The following is a 14,208-nucleotide window of genomic DNA, read 5'->3' as shown; positions in this document are numbered from 1 at the left end:
TGCGCTTGGGGGGAGAAGTCGTCGTCATGGTGGAATTGGCCAGATCATTCATGCGCACACCCTAGCGATCCTGTATGACAGAAAGATGACAATGCAGTGACGCAAGAAATCCGCCGCGTAGCAGGGCTGGCAGCGGATTAAAAAATGGGAGGCGAGGTCCAGGTCTTACAGACCCCGCCCGGGCCTTGAACCGTGGGTAAACCGCGGTTCAAGGCAGGTTTACCGGCGGCTTATTTGCCACCTTCTTTCAGGCCCAGGTCAGCCAGTGCCTTGGCGGCAACTTTGGCTGGCAGCGGGATGTAGCCGTCTTTCACTACCACTTCCTGGCCCTGTTTGGACAGAACCAGCTTCACGAACTCGGCTTCCAGCGGGGCCAGAGGCTTGTTCGGGGCTTTGTTGACGTAGACGTAGAGGAAGCGCGACAGCGGGTATTTGCCGTTCAGGGCGTTTTCTTCGCTGTCTTCGATGAAGTCAGTGCTGCCTTTCTTGGCCAGGGCCACGGTTTTCACGCTGGCGGTTTTGTAACCGATGCCCGAGTAACCGATGCCGTTCAGCGAGGAGCTGATGGACTGCACAACCGACGCCGAACCAGGTTGTTCGTTCACGTTAGGCTTGTAGTCGCCTTTGCACAGGGCTTCTTCCTTGAAGTAGCCGTAGGTGCCGGATACCGAGTTGCGACCGAACAGTTGCACTGGCTTGTTGGCCAGGTCGCCGGTCACGCCCAGGTCGCCCCAGGTCTTGACGTCAGCCTTGGCGCCGCACAGACGAGTCGAGGAGAAGATCGCGTCGACTTGTTCCATGGTCAGGTGCTGGATCGGGTTGTCCTTGTGCACGAACACGGCCAGGGCATCCACGGCAACCGGGATCGCGGTTGGCTTGTAGCCGTACTTCTGCTCGAAGGCAGCCAGTTCGGTGTCCTTCATCTTGCGGCTCATCGGGCCCAGGTTGGAGGTGCCTTCAGTCAGTGCAGGAGGTGCAGTGGCGGAGCCGGCGGCCTGAATCTGGATGTTGACGTTCGGGTATTCCTTTTTGTAACCCTCAGCCCACAGGGTCATCAGGTTTGCCAGGGTATCGGAACCAACGCTGGACAGGTTGCCCGACACACCAGTGGTCTTCACGTAAGCCGGAATCGCCGGGTCAACACCAGCGGCTACCGCGTTAGCGGTCGCAACGCCAGCAGCGACAAAAGTCATTGCCGCCATCAAACGTTTCAGTTTCATGCCTTGCTCCTAGCAGATAGGGATAGTTGGATCGGGGCCAAGTATCGGTAGGCCGTGTGAACACTCTATGTCTGGAATATGACAATTAGATGAAAGGCCAGCATTTATGAAAAAGCTGACAGGAAGGAGAAACGCCAATAAATCCGGGGCTTGCGAGGAGGTTGGAGCGATTTCGTAGAAACAATCTGTAATCGTTGTAAGGCAAAATCTGTGGCGAGGGAGCTTGCTCCCGTTGGGTCGCGTAGCGGCCCTCAAAATGGAACTGCTGCGCAGTTCAACGGGAGCAAGCTCCCTCGCCACAAGGTTATCCGTCAGTTTTCAAAAAACGTGTCAGCGCCCACGCGTCCACAGATACGCACCCACGGCCATCCCCATCACGCACAGGACAGCCACGTAGTAAGCAGGGCCCATCGGGCTTTCCTTCATCAGCAACGACACCGCCAAGGGTGTCAGGCCACCGAATACGGCGTAGGCGACGTTGTAGGAGAACGACAAACCGCTGAAACGCACCACCGGCGGGAACGCTTTCACCATGACATAGGGCACCACGCCAATGGTGCCTACAAACAGGCCGGTCAAGGCGTACAGCGGGAACAGCCAGTCCGGGTGAGCCATCAGGCTGTGATAGAGCGTCCAGGACGTTGCCAGCAACAAGGCACAACCGATGATCAGCACGCGCCCGGCACCAAAACGGTCGGCCAGGGCGCCGGAAGCGATACACCCCAGGCTCAGGGTGACGATGGCCAGGCTATTGGCCTGCAGCGCCACCGTTGGGCTGAAGTGGTAGATCGTTTGCAGCACGGTCGGCGTCATCAGGATAACCACGACCACACCGGCCGACAGCAGCCAGGTCAACAGCATCGACAGTACAATGGCGCCACGATGGTCACGCAACACCGCGCGCAACGGCAGCTCGGCCGCCAGGGTCTTGCGCTGCTGCATCTCGGCGAAGATCGGGGTTTCGTGCAGCCAGCGACGCAGGTACACCGACAACAGGCCGAACACACCACCCAGCAGGAACGGAATGCGCCAGGCGTAATCCGACACCTGTTCCGGGCTGTAGAGCGTGTTGATGGCGGTGGCCACCAGCGAACCCAACAGAATGCCGGCCGTCAGGCCGCTGGTCAGGGTGCCGCAGGCATAACCGATGTGACGGGGCGGCACGTGCTCGGACACGAACACCCACGCGCCCGGCACTTCACCGCCAATCGCCGCGCCCTGGATCACGCGCATCAGCAGCAACAGGATCGGCGCCCACAGGCCGATCTGCGCGTAGGTCGGCAGCAGGCCCATGATCAGGGTCGGCACGGCCATCATGAAGATGCTCAGGGTGAACATCTTCTTGCGCCCCAGCAGGTCGCCGAAGTGCGCCATGATGATCCCGCCCAGCGGCCGCGCCAGGTAGCCGGCGGCGAAGATGCCGAAGGTCTGCATCATGCGCAGCCATTCGGGCATGTCCGCCGGGAAGAACAGCTTCCCGACTACCGTCGCAAAAAATACGAAGATGATGAAGTCGTAGAACTCCAGCGCCCCGCCCAAGGCAGACAGCGACAGGGTTTTGTAGTCGTTGCGGGTCAGCGGGCGCGAAGGTTGCGCACTGCTTGCGGGCACGGAGGACATGGCAAGGCTTCTCTTATAGTAGTCAGGACGGCAAGCCCGGGACTTGCGGCAGGCTTGGCAAGATAGCAAATCGCTTGAAAAAGCACAGCGTTGAGCCGTTAACAGTTCAGATCCGCGAAATATTTCCGTAGCAGACGTGCAATTAATATGAGCAGGAGCACAGTTGCCGGAAAAAGCCGCGATACAGCGTCTATTTACCGACCAAATGAGCGTCGGGAGGTCGTCGTGGCGCCGACGGCTCGATATACTCGGCCCTTGCAAGCGCCAGACCCGCATCCTTGAGGGGCTGCTGTGCCAAAACGCCGTTGGTTATACACCAGCCGATTTGGCAGAGTTTCCCTTTAGTACGCCTTACGAGAAACGCATCGAGCGGTGTATGTTGGTGCTGAAACGTTTTTCCAGAAGACGGCTATCCACTTGAAATACCCATAAAGCGTCACGGGTCAGAGGCACCGGCATGATCGAACTCGAACAAGAAGATCCTATCCCGCAAGGCGATCTCGCCCTGCAAATCACCGCACTCCCGCGTGAGACCAACGGTTTCGGCGACATCTTCGGCGGCTGGCTGGTCGCGCAGATGGACCTGGCCGGCACCGCCATGGCGAGCAAGGTTGCCGGTGGCCGCGTAGCCACCGTGGCGATTGATCGCATGGCATTCCTGGTGCCCGTGGCCGTCGGCGCGCAGTTGTCCTTCTACACCCAGGCTCTGGAAATCGGCCGCAGCTCGATCCAGATGATGGTCGAAGTGTGGAGCGACGACCCGCTGTCCAGCGAATGGCGCAAAGTCACCGAGGCGGTGTTTGTGTTCGTTGCCATCGATGGCAGCGGCCGCACCCGCTCGGTTCCGTCGCGGGCGCGTTAAACATCGCGACGTTTTGACGGTCCATTGCCCCATTGTCTGCCATTGAGAGCGCGCGCCTATGTCTACGCCCAACATTGAAACCGTAAAACTGGATGAGCTGAACGCTTGGCGCATCCGCCACAACGGCGCCGAATTGGTGGTGGCCCAGCAAGGTGCGCATATCGTCAGCTACCAGCGCGCTGGCGAGAAGCCAATCATCTGGCCCAACGATCAGGTGGTGTTCAAGAAAGGCAAAGGCATTCGTACCGGCGTGCCGGTGTGCTGGCCGTGGTTTGGCGTATTCGACCGCAACCCGCAGCGCGTCAAGGCCATGTACCAGGGCGCCGAGCCGGCCGGTGCCCATGGTTTCGTGCGGACCGCTGACTGGACGTTGGCTGGCGTTGAGGCTGAAGGTACAGCGCTGAGGGTTGAGCTGGAGCTGCCGGTGCCTGAAGGTGGCTTCCCGGGTTGGCCGCATCAGGTCGACCTGAAGATGAGCATCCTGCTGGATGATCAACTGCACATCCGCCTGACCAGCCACAACCACGGCGCCGAGACCGTCAGCCTCAGCCAGGCGCTGCACAGCTATTTTGCGGTCAGCGATGTACGCAACGTGCAGGTCGACGGCCTGGACGGGCGGGACTATATCGATACCGCCGACGGCTGGACCCCAAAGCAGCAATCCGGGCTGCTGCACTTCACCGCCGAGACCGACCGCATCTACCTCGACACCCCGACTCAAGTGAACATCGTCGATAAAGATTGGCAGCGCCGCGTTCAACTCACCAGCACAGGCTCGCGCTCGACGGTAATCTGGAACCCGTGGACTGAACGTGCCAAGGCTTTCAGCGACATGGCCGACGACGGCTGGCAGGGCATGTTGTGCATCGAGACCGCGAATGTGCTGGACGATGTGGTGACGCTGGCGCCGGGTGAAAGCCATACCCTGGGCGTGAGCATCAGCGGTATCGCCCTGTAACCCCAATCAAAAATGTGGGAGCGGGCTTGCTCGCTAATGCGGTGTTCCAGTTCGTGCATGTGCTGACTGACACACCGCATTCGCGAGCAAGCCCGCTCCCACATTAGGTTCTGCATCAGATCAGAGATCCGATTCCTTGACCGCCCGCACCTTCCCCGCATCCAACGCATACGCCGCATCGGCCAGGTCATTGTTGACCTTCTCCACCTTCAGCGTGCCCGTCACCCACAGCGGCGTGTAGATGTCATCCAGCTTCAAGCCCTTGGGATAACGCACCAGCACCAACTGGTTGGGCGGCGGTGGCGGCACGTGGATGCAGGCGCCCGGATAAGGCACCAGGAAGAACAGCGTGCTGCGGCCCTTGGCGTCGGTTTCCAGCGGCACGGGGTAGCCGCCAATGCGAATATTCTTGCCGTTCATGGCAGCCACCGTCTTGGTGGAATACATAACCGCCGGCAAACCCTTGCTCTGCTTCAGGCCACCCTTTGCGGTGAACGTGCCTTGGGCTTCCGGGGAGTTGTGGTCGATTTCCGGCATTTCTTCGAGGGCTTTCTGGTCCGACTTGGGCATCAGTTCCAGCCAGTCGGTTTCCGGCAGTTCGCCAGCGTGGGCCAACCCGGTGCATAGAAGAAGGGATAACAGAAGACGGCGCATGGAGAGGCTCGGCAAGGATTACAGTGCCGGCATTCTAGCCCTCTGCGCCTGCGCAGCGCAGAGGGCTTGGTCGCTAAATTACTTCTTTTTCAGCAGACCGTAGATCACCAGCAGCACCACGGCACCCACCAGCGCACCAATGAAGCCTGCGCCCTGGCCCGCCTGATAGATGCCCAGTGCCTGGCCACCATAAGTCGCAACCAGCGAACCGGCGATACCCAGCAGGATGGTCATGATCCAGCCCATGCTGTCGTCGCCTGGCTTCAGGAAACGCGCCAGCAGGCCGACGATCAAACCGATAAAGATGGTCCCAATGATACCCATGGCATTTCCCTCTGATTGAAGTGAATTCAGTCAAAGCCTAGTCAGACTTTGGCTTCCTGCAATCAGAGGGTGGCGGGTACCAATGGTTCCGCCCGGCCTTGGGTTATTGCTCGGCGATCAGCGCTTCGACCTTGAGGATCTGCGCTTGCAGCGTCGCGCGATCCTTGCAGCGCAGGTTGGCGTGGCCGACCTTGCGCCCGGCCTTGAACGCCTTGCCGTAGTGATGCAGATGGCAGTCATCAATCGCGATCACGCGATCAACCGGCGGCACCACGCCGATGAAGTTGAGCATGGCGCTCTCGCCGACTTTTGCCGTGGAGCCCAATGGCAAGCCCGCTACCGCCCGCAGGTGGTTTTCGAACTGGCTGCACTCGGCGCCTTCGGTGGTCCAGTGCCCGGAGTTGTGCACGCGCGGGGCGATTTCGTTGGCCTTGAGGCCACCGTCGACTTCAAAGAACTCGAACGCCATCACGCCGACGTAATCCAGTTGCTTCAGCACACGGCTCGAATAATCTTCGGCCAGGGCTTGCAGCGGGTGATCGGTGCTGGCCACGGACAGCTTGAGGATGCCGCTGTCGTGGGTGTTGTGCACCAGCGGGTAGAAACGCGTTTCGCCATCGCGGGCACGCACGGCAATCAGCGAGACTTCACCGGTGAACGGCACGAAGCCTTCCAGCAGGCAGGCGACGCTGCCCAGTTCGGCGAAGGTACCGACCACGTCGGCGGCGGTGCGCAGGACTTTCTGGCCCTTGCCGTCGTAACCCAGGGTGCGGGTCTTCAACACGGCCGGCAGGCCGATGGAGGCGACTGCGGCGTCCAGGTCAGCCTGGGACTGGATGTCGGCGAAAGCCGGTGTCGGGATGCCCAGGTCCTTGAACATGCTCTTCTCGAACCAGCGGTCACGAGCGATGCGCAAGGCTTCGGCGCTCGGGTATACCGGCACGAACTGCGACAGGAAGGCCACGGTTTCAGCCGGGACGCTTTCGAACTCGAAGGTCACCAGGTCGACTTCATCGGCCAGCTGGCGCAGGTGATCCGGGTCGCTGTAGTCCGCACGCAGGTGTTCACCCAGCGCAGCCGCGCAGGCATCTGGTGCCGGATCCAGGAAAGCGAAGTTCATCCCCAGCGGCGTACCCGCCAGGGCCAGCATGCGGCCCAGTTGGCCGCCACCGATTACACCGATTTTCATCAATCAACCACCTCAGGCAATGCGTGGGTCTGGATTGTCCAGGACGCTGTCTGTCTGCTCAGCACGGAATTTTTTCAGCGCCGCGTGGAACTGCGGGTGCTTGGCGCCGAGGATGCTGGCGGACAACAAGGCAGCGTTGATCGCGCCGGCCTTGCCGATCGCCAGGGTGGCCACCGGAATACCGGCGGGCATCTGCACGATGGACAACAGCGAATCCACGCCCGAGAGCATCGACGACTGCACCGGTACGCCCAGCACTGGCAGGTGAGTCTTGGCTGCACACATGCCTGGCAGGTGAGCTGCGCCGCCGGCACCGGCGATGATTACCTCGATGCCACGGGATTCTGCTTCATCGGCATACTGGAACAGCAAATCCGGAGTGCGGTGGGCGGAAACCACCTTCACTTCGTAGGGAATGCCGAGTTTTTCCAGCATATCGGCGGTGTGGCTAAGGGTGGACCAATCGGACTTGGAGCCCATGATCACGCCAACCAATGCACTCATCGTCGTGCCTCTTCTCTCTGGGCGCCCGCAGGCGCGTCAAAAAACAACAAGCCACGCGGGAAATCCAGCGTGGCTTGTTGTACGAATTAAGGCCGGTTGGACCGGCCGAAGGCCGCGCAGTATACCGTAATAACGCAGATAAACAGCCCCTGGAATGACCATCTGTCTTACACCGCAAACAGGCGGTTTTATTGACTTCCAGGTCAGCGAACACACCAGAAAACTAATGTGGGAGCGGGCTTGCTCGCGAATGCGGTGGATCAGCCACAGATGGGCTGACTGACACTACGCTTTCGCGAGCAAGCCCGCTCCCACATTTGATCTGTGTGGGCTCAGGTATTCTGCGCCGCGCCGCCTTCCAGCTTGCGCCACAACAACCGCACGTTCGCCTTGCGCACCAACGCACAGCGATACAACCGGATCTCCAGCGGCACATGCCATTGCGGGCCGCCGCACACCACCAGCTCACCCCGGGCCAGCTCGGCGCGCACGCTCAACTGCGGCACCCAGGCAATGCCCAAGCCCTCAAGGGCCATGCTTTTCAGGCTGTCGGCCATGGCCGTTTCGTAAATCGTGGTAAAGCGCAGCGCCCGCTGGCGCAGCAGCAGGTTTACCGAGCGCCCCAGGAAAGCTCCGGCGCTGTAGGCCAGCAGCGGCACGCTGCCCTCGCCTTCCAGGTCGAACAACGGCTTGCCGTCGGCATCGGCGGCGCACACCGGCAGCATCTCGGTGTTGCCCAGGTGCAGCGACGGGAAGATCTCCGGGTCCATCTGCATCGCCGCATCCGGGTCGTAGAACGCCAGCATCAAATCGCAACCGCCTTCACGCAGCGCATGCACGGCGTCGCCCACGTTGGTGGCGACCAACCGCGTGGCGATGTTCAGCCCTTCGTTGCGCAACTGCGCGATCCAGCGCGGGAAGAAACCCAGGGCCAGGGAGTGCGCCGCCGCCACTTGCATGACTTCACCCTGCCCGCCTTCCAGGTGATGCAGGTGGCGCAGCACCTCGCCGAGCTGCTCGACCACGGTCCGCGCGGTGACCAGGAACAACTGCCCCGCCGCCGTCAGTTCGACCGGCGTGCGCGAGCGATTGACCAGGGTCAGCCCCAGCGCCGCCTCCAGGCTGCGGATGCGCCGACTGAACGCCGGCTGGGTGACGAAGCGCCGCTCAGCCGCCTGGGAGAAGCTGCGGGTGGCAGCCAGGGCGCTAAAGTCTTCCAGCCATTTGCTTTCAAGGTTCATCACATCCTCCCGGGGCACGCACCATTTTGGCACACACGTCCGTCATGGTAACGGGGTCACACCGACATTATGCCGTTTATGCATAGGCCAGTGTTTAACAGCATTGGCCCAAAATCTCCTGCAAGCCTAGCATTCACAGCTTTCCGGCCTAGCCCGGGTCCATATCGAGATGATTTCCGTCATGTCCTCCGCTGCATCTTTCCGCACAGAAAAAGACCTGCTTGGCGTACTCGAAGTACCCGCTCAAGCGTATTACGGCATCCAGACCCTGCGAGCGGTGAACAACTTCCGTCTCTCGGGCGTTCCGATTTCGCATTACCCGAAATTGGTGGTCGGCCTGGCAATGGTCAAGCAGGCAGCTGCTGACGCCAACCGCGAGCTGGGCCAACTCAGCGAAGCCAAGCACGCTGCCATCAGCGAAGCCTGTGCCCGTCTGATCCGCGGCGATTTCCACGAAGAGTTCGTGGTGGACATGATTCAAGGCGGCGCTGGCACTTCAACCAACATGAATGCCAACGAAGTCATCGCCAACATCGCGCTGGAGGCCATGGGCCACAGCAAGGGCGAATACCAATACCTGCACCCCAACAACGACGTGAACATGGCGCAGTCGACCAACGACGCGTACCCGACCGCGATCCGCCTGGGTCTGCTGCTGGGCCACGACGCGCTGTTGGCCAGCCTCGACAGCCTGATCCAGGCGTTCGCTGCCAAGGGTGAAGAATTCAGCCACGTCCTGAAAATGGGCCGTACCCAGCTGCAAGACGCCGTGCCGATGACCCTCGGCCAGGAATTCCGTGCCTTCGCCACCACCCTCGGTGAAGACCTGGCCCGCCTGAAGACCCTGGCGCCTGAGCTGCTGACCGAAGTGAACCTGGGCGGCACCGCCATCGGTACCGGCATCAACGCCGACCCGCGTTACCAGGCCCTGGCCGTCCAGCGCCTGGCGACCATCAGCGGCCAGCCGCTGGTACCGGCTGCCGACCTGATCGAAGCCACCTCCGACATGGGCGCTTTCGTGCTGTTCTCCGGCATGCTCAAGCGTACCGCGGTGAAGCTGTCGAAGATCTGCAACGACCTGCGCCTGCTGTCCAGCGGCCCGCGCACCGGCATCAACGAAATCAACCTGCCGGCGCGTCAGCCAGGCAGCTCGATCATGCCCGGCAAGGTCAACCCGGTGATCCCGGAAGCCGTGAACCAGGTGGCGTTCCAAATCATCGGTAACGATTTGGCGCTGACCATCGCGGCCGAAGGCGGCCAGCTGCAACTGAACGTGATGGAGCCGCTGATCGCCTACAAGATCTTCGACTCGATCCGCCTGCTGCAACGCGCCATGGACATGCTGCGCGAGCACTGCATCGTCGGCATCACTGCCAACGAAGCCCGCTGCCGCGAGCTGGTGGAACACTCCATCGGCCTGGTCACCGCGCTGAACCCGTACATCGGCTATGAAAACGCCACCCGCATCGCCCGTATCGCCCTTGAAAGCGGCCGCGGCGTGCTGGAACTGGTGCGCGAAGAAGGCTTGCTCGACGACGCCATGCTCGACGACATCCTGCGCCCCGAAAACATGATTGCCCCACGCTTGGTGCCTCTGAAGGCCTAAGCGTTTGTTGCACCGCTCACCAGGTTGAGGGACTAGACACCTCTCACCTTTTGAGGGCCTGAAGGCTCGTTCTTCAGGCCCTTTTTTTTGCCTCAAGGTTGTGAAATGACGCCAATAAAAACTCCAAGATCGCCCAACAAACCCGCCTTGCCCGTAACGCCTTGGCTGAAACCTTTAATCGCCTCGTGCAGACGGATCACCCACTCCTAGGTATAGTGCCGCCCCTCTTCGCGTCAGCGGTCGTCGGTAACGAGACCCTGGGAAGCGCGAAACCGCATGAATAACAACACCCGCAAAAGGATTGGGGTCGAAGCGTCGTGCACTGCCTGGTGCCGAGCGATGCGTCGGACCGTCCTGCGTTTGCCATTAGAAAAATCAGCGAGGAACACTCCATGCTAGAAGTCATCAACGACTTCCTCTCAGGGAAAGTATTGATCGTGCTCATTGTCGGGCTCGGTGGTTACTTCACGATCCGCTCGCGTTTCGTTCAGTTGCGTCACTTTTTCCACATGTTTTCGGTGTTTCGCGACAGCCTGAAAAGCAGCGCCGGCCAGCTCAGTTCGTTCCAGGCGCTGATGCTCAGCCTCGCCGGGCGCGTGGGTGCCGGCAACATCGCAGGCGTCGGCATTGCCGTGACCCTGGGTGGCCCGGGCGCCGTATTCTGGATGTGGGTCACCGCACTGGTGGGCATGTCTTCGAGCTTTATCGAGTGCTCCCTCGGCCAACTGTACAAACGCACCGACGCTGAAGGCACCTACCGTGGTGGCCCGGCGTATTACATCCAGCACGGCCTGCACAAACGCTGGTTGGGCATGGTGATGGCGTTCCTGCTGCTGGTGACTTTCGGCTTCGCCTTCAATGGCCTGCAGGCCCACGCCGTCACCCACTCGCTGAACAATGCATTTGGCCTCGACACCACCTACACCGGCCTCGCCCTGGCGGTGCTGCTGGGCCTGGTGTTCATCGGCGGGATCAAGCGTATCGCCTCGATCGCCGACCTGCTGGTGCCGGTCAAGACCCTGGTCTACATCGCGGTAACCCTGTACGTGATCGTGCTGCAATTCGACCACGTGCCGGCCATGCTCGCGACCATCGTCAAGAGCGCTTTCGGCCTCGACCAGGCCTTCGGTGGCCTGGTGGGCAGCGCGATCATCATGGGTGTGAAACGCGGCGTGTTCGCCAACGAAGCCGGCCTGGGCAGTGCGCCTAACGTGGCGGCAGTCGCCTCGGTTGAACACCCGATCGCCCAAGGCGTGGTTCAGGCGTTCAGCGTGTTCCTCGACACCTTCGTCATCTGCACCTGCACCGCGCTGCTGATCCTGCTCTCGGGCTTCTACACCCCGGGCTTTGAAGGCGACGGCATTGCCCTGACCCAGAACTCCCTGGCGGCGGTGGTGGGTGACTGGGGCCGGATGTTCATCTCGGTGGCCCTGGCGTTGTTCGTGTTCACCTCGATCATGTACAACTACTACCTCGGCGAGAGCAACCTGCGCTTCATCGTGGGCGACAACCGCAAGGTGCTGATGGGCTACCGTGCGCTGGTGCTGGTGCTGATTTTCTGGGGTTCCATCGAGAACCTGAGCACCGTGTTTGCCTTCGCCGACATCACCATGACCATGCTGGCGTTCGTCAACCTGTTCGCCCTGGCGTTCCTGTTCAAGATCGCCATGCGCATCCTGAATGACTACGACGGCCAGCGTGCTGCGGGCATCAAGACCCCGGTGTTTGATTCCAGCAAGTTCCCGGACCTGGACCTGGACCGCAAGGCCTGGCCGGCAAATCCGGTGAAGCCTGAGCCAGCCGCTCAAGCGACCGCAGAACTGAACGCTCAAGCGCAACGCTAAACCTAGATAGATGACACGCCGCCCGGCCTTGGGCATGCTCTGGGCCCGGCGGCGTTTTTCGTTCAGGAGATTCTTCAATGCAACCAGCCAACAACGTCATGGTGCTCTACACCGGCGGCACCATCGGCATGCAGGCCAGCGCCAACGGCCTGGCCCCCGCTTCGGGGTTTGAAGCGCGCATGAGCGAAGCCCTCGCCCAACTGAATATGCCAGCCTGGCGCTTTCGGGAAATGTCCCCGCTGATCGACAGTGCGAACATGACCCCCGCCTATTGGCAGCGCCTGCGCGTCGCCGTGATCGAGGCGGTGGACGAGGGTTGCGACGCCGTACTGGTGCTGCACGGCACCGACACCCTGGCCTATAGCGCTGCGGCCATGAGTTTCCAACTGCTGGGCCTGCCCGCGCCGGTGCTGTTTACCGGCTCGATGCTGCCGGCCGGTGTACCCGACAGCGATGCCTGGGAAAACGTCAGCGGTGCGCTGGCAGCCCTGGGCGCTGGCCTGGCGCCGGGCGTGCAACTGTACTTCCACGGTGCACTGATGGCCCCGACCCGTTGCGCGAAAATCCGCAGTTTTGGTCGCCACCCGTTTGCCGCGTTGCAGCGTAACGGCGGCGTCGCCCAAGCCGAGTTGGTTCCGGCGGCGCTGCATTACCGCCAGGCCAAGGCGCTGGCCAATGTGGGTGTGCTGCCACTGGTGCCGGGCATCGCCGCCGCGCAATTGGACGCGTTGATCGACAGCGGCATCCAGGCGCTGGTGCTGGAATGCTTCGGCAGCGGCACCGGGCCGAGCGACAACCCGCAGTTCCTCGCCAGCCTGCAGCGCGCGCAGGATAACGGCGTGGTCGTGGTGGCAATCACCCAATGCCATGAAGGCGGTGTGGAGCTGGACGTGTACGAGGCCGGCAGCCGCTTGCGGGGCGTCGGGGTGTTGTCAGGTGGCGGGATGACCCGTGAAGCCGCGTTCGGCAAGCTCAATGCGTTGATCGGCGCCGGGCTGGACACCGCCGAAGTCCGCCGCCTGGTCGAACTCGACCTGTGCGGCGAACTGAGCTGACCGGCATATAACTTGCTCCTCTTCCAGCCATCCCCTGGCTGGAAGCACCCATGTTGCACTCCCACCTCACCACCCTCAATGCCGTCTCGTTGGTGCTCAATACCTTCAAGGCCGAAGGCCAACCCGCCGAGGCCTTGCTGGCCGGCAGCGGTATTTGCGCGGCGGACTTGAGCCGCGCCGACACCCGCATCACCACCAACCAGGAGATGCGCGTGTGCGCCAACGCCGTGGCCCTGCGCCGGGATATCGGCCTGGAGCTGGGCCGGCAAATGCACGTTTCTTCCTATGGCATGCTCGGTTACGCACTGCTCACCAGTGCCACCTTCGGTGACGCTTTGCGCCTGGCGCTGCGGTATCCGGCGCTGCTGGGAACACTTTTCGAGCTGGACCTTGAGGAAGACGGCACGCGCATCTGGTTCAGCGCCGCGGATTACCGGGAAAATCCGGCGCTGGAAATGTTCAACGTCGAACTCTGCCTGGCCTCGTTGAAGGTGATCTGCGACGACCTGCTGGGGCATGCCCTGCCGCTGCTGGGGGCGCGCTTTGAACACGACGCCCCGGATTACCGCGCACGGTACGCCGAAATCTTTGCCTGCCCGCTGCAATTCGGCGCCATCGCCAACGCGTTTGCCTTCGACCGAAGCTGGCTGGACCAGCCCCTGCCATTAGCCGACGCCGTCACCCACCAGGCCATGGCCGAGCGCTGCCGCAAGCAAAACACCGAGTTCACCGGGCGCCAGGCCTGGCTGGGCAAGATTCGCCACCTGCTCGCCAGCCAACTCAGCGCCGCGCCGGGCTTCGACGGCCTGGCCGAGCAGATGAACTGCTCCCCGCGCACGCTACGCCGGCACCTGCATGACTTGGGCTGCAGCTATCAGGAGTTGCTGGACGAGCTACGCTTCGAGCGGGCCAAGCGATTGCTGGGCGAGGATGAGCTGCCCATTTACCGAATTGCCGAGGCGCTGGGCTTCAGCGAAACCGCGAGTTTCCGTCACGCCTTTGTCCGCTGGAGCGGCGTCGCACCCAGCCAGTTCCGCCCCTGAAGCCACTTGCTGGGGCACGGCCGCGCCATTTCGGGGCGAATTGCGGTCACACACTTTGGCCATATTTATCCCCTTTTGGCCGCTCCTG

General features: G+C 61.7%; 13 protein-coding genes. 6 read left to right on the top strand and 7 right to left on the bottom strand.

What is annotated here, in order from left to right:
• Positions 1-230: 230 nt before the first annotated feature.
• Entirely contained in the window at positions 231-1,220 is a 990-nt protein-coding gene (locus tag HX807_RS19095; RefSeq protein WP_003213401.1) for a phosphate ABC transporter substrate-binding protein PstS, read from the bottom strand.
• A 330-nt stretch (positions 1,221-1,550) separates the two neighbouring features.
• Positions 1,551-2,840: an MFS transporter gene (locus HX807_RS19090; protein WP_177050712.1), complete on the bottom strand. Its 1,290-nt coding sequence runs from the start codon at positions 2,838-2,840 to the stop codon at positions 1,551-1,553.
• Positions 2,841-3,297: 457 nt separating this feature from the next.
• Here HX807_RS19090 and HX807_RS19085 point away from each other — a divergent pair, with 457 nt between their 5' ends.
• Complete coding sequence (locus tag HX807_RS19085; RefSeq protein ID WP_003176975.1) at positions 3,298-3,702, top strand: acyl-CoA thioesterase; 405 nt, start codon at positions 3,298-3,300, stop codon at positions 3,700-3,702.
• A gap of 58 nt (positions 3,703-3,760) precedes the next feature.
• Positions 3,761-4,660, top strand: a complete 900-nt coding sequence (locus tag HX807_RS19080) for a D-hexose-6-phosphate mutarotase (RefSeq protein WP_177050710.1) — start codon at positions 3,761-3,763, stop codon at positions 4,658-4,660.
• Positions 4,661-4,780: 120 nt separating this feature from the next.
• On the opposite strand, the gene HX807_RS19075 is transcribed toward HX807_RS19080, so the two are convergent.
• The 5 genes from HX807_RS19075 to HX807_RS19055 form a co-directional block, all read right to left on the bottom strand.
• Positions 4,781-5,314: a DUF3299 domain-containing protein gene (locus tag HX807_RS19075; protein WP_023659290.1), complete on the bottom strand. Its 534-nt coding sequence runs from the start codon at positions 5,312-5,314 to the stop codon at positions 4,781-4,783.
• A gap of 78 nt (positions 5,315-5,392) precedes the next feature.
• Positions 5,393-5,638 (bottom strand): GlsB/YeaQ/YmgE family stress response membrane protein, encoded by a 246-nt coding sequence (locus HX807_RS19070; RefSeq protein WP_003213408.1) that lies wholly within the window; start codon positions 5,636-5,638, stop codon positions 5,393-5,395.
• 103 nt (positions 5,639-5,741) lie between these two features.
• Positions 5,742-6,827, bottom strand: a complete 1,086-nt coding sequence (locus HX807_RS19065) for a 5-(carboxyamino)imidazole ribonucleotide synthase (RefSeq protein ID WP_017476761.1) — start codon at positions 6,825-6,827, stop codon at positions 5,742-5,744.
• Positions 6,828-6,839: 12 nt separating this feature from the next.
• On the bottom strand, positions 6,840-7,331 hold the full coding sequence (purE, locus tag HX807_RS19060) for a 5-(carboxyamino)imidazole ribonucleotide mutase (RefSeq protein ID WP_003213411.1): 492 nt from the start codon (positions 7,329-7,331) through the stop codon (positions 6,840-6,842).
• Positions 7,332-7,663: 332 nt separating this feature from the next.
• Positions 7,664-8,572, bottom strand: coding sequence for a LysR substrate-binding domain-containing protein (locus HX807_RS19055; RefSeq protein ID WP_003213413.1), 909 nt, complete (start codon positions 8,570-8,572; stop codon positions 7,664-7,666).
• A 181-nt stretch (positions 8,573-8,753) separates the two neighbouring features.
• On the opposite strand from HX807_RS19055, the gene aspA reads away from it, so the two are divergent.
• The 4 genes from aspA to HX807_RS19035 all read left to right on the top strand — a co-directional run bounded on the left by aspA (position 8,754) and on the right by HX807_RS19035 (position 14,120).
• On the top strand, positions 8,754-10,178 hold the full coding sequence (gene aspA, locus HX807_RS19050) for an aspartate ammonia-lyase (RefSeq protein ID WP_003213415.1): 1,425 nt from the start codon (positions 8,754-8,756) through the stop codon (positions 10,176-10,178).
• A 392-nt stretch (positions 10,179-10,570) separates the two neighbouring features.
• Positions 10,571-12,022 carry a sodium:alanine symporter family protein gene (locus tag HX807_RS19045; protein ID WP_003213417.1) on the top strand — a complete coding sequence of 484 codons (1,452 nt, stop codon included), beginning with the start codon at positions 10,571-10,573 and terminating at the stop codon, positions 12,020-12,022.
• 77 nt (positions 12,023-12,099) lie between these two features.
• Positions 12,100-13,077 carry an asparaginase gene (locus HX807_RS19040; RefSeq protein ID WP_008439483.1) on the top strand — a complete coding sequence of 326 codons (978 nt, stop codon included), beginning with the start codon at positions 12,100-12,102 and terminating at the stop codon, positions 13,075-13,077.
• A 50-nt stretch (positions 13,078-13,127) separates the two neighbouring features.
• A complete protein-coding gene (locus HX807_RS19035; RefSeq protein WP_177050708.1) occupies positions 13,128-14,120 on the top strand; it encodes an AraC family transcriptional regulator in 993 nt (330 codons plus the stop codon).
• Positions 14,121-14,208 lie beyond the last annotated feature (88 nt).

It is taken from the genome of Pseudomonas sp. D8002 (genome assembly GCF_013385695.1).
GTDB lineage: Bacteria > Pseudomonadota > Gammaproteobacteria > Pseudomonadales > Pseudomonadaceae > Aquipseudomonas.
The sequence above is the reverse complement of the archived record's forward strand: the minus strand, read 5'-3'. Positions and strand labels throughout refer to the sequence as shown.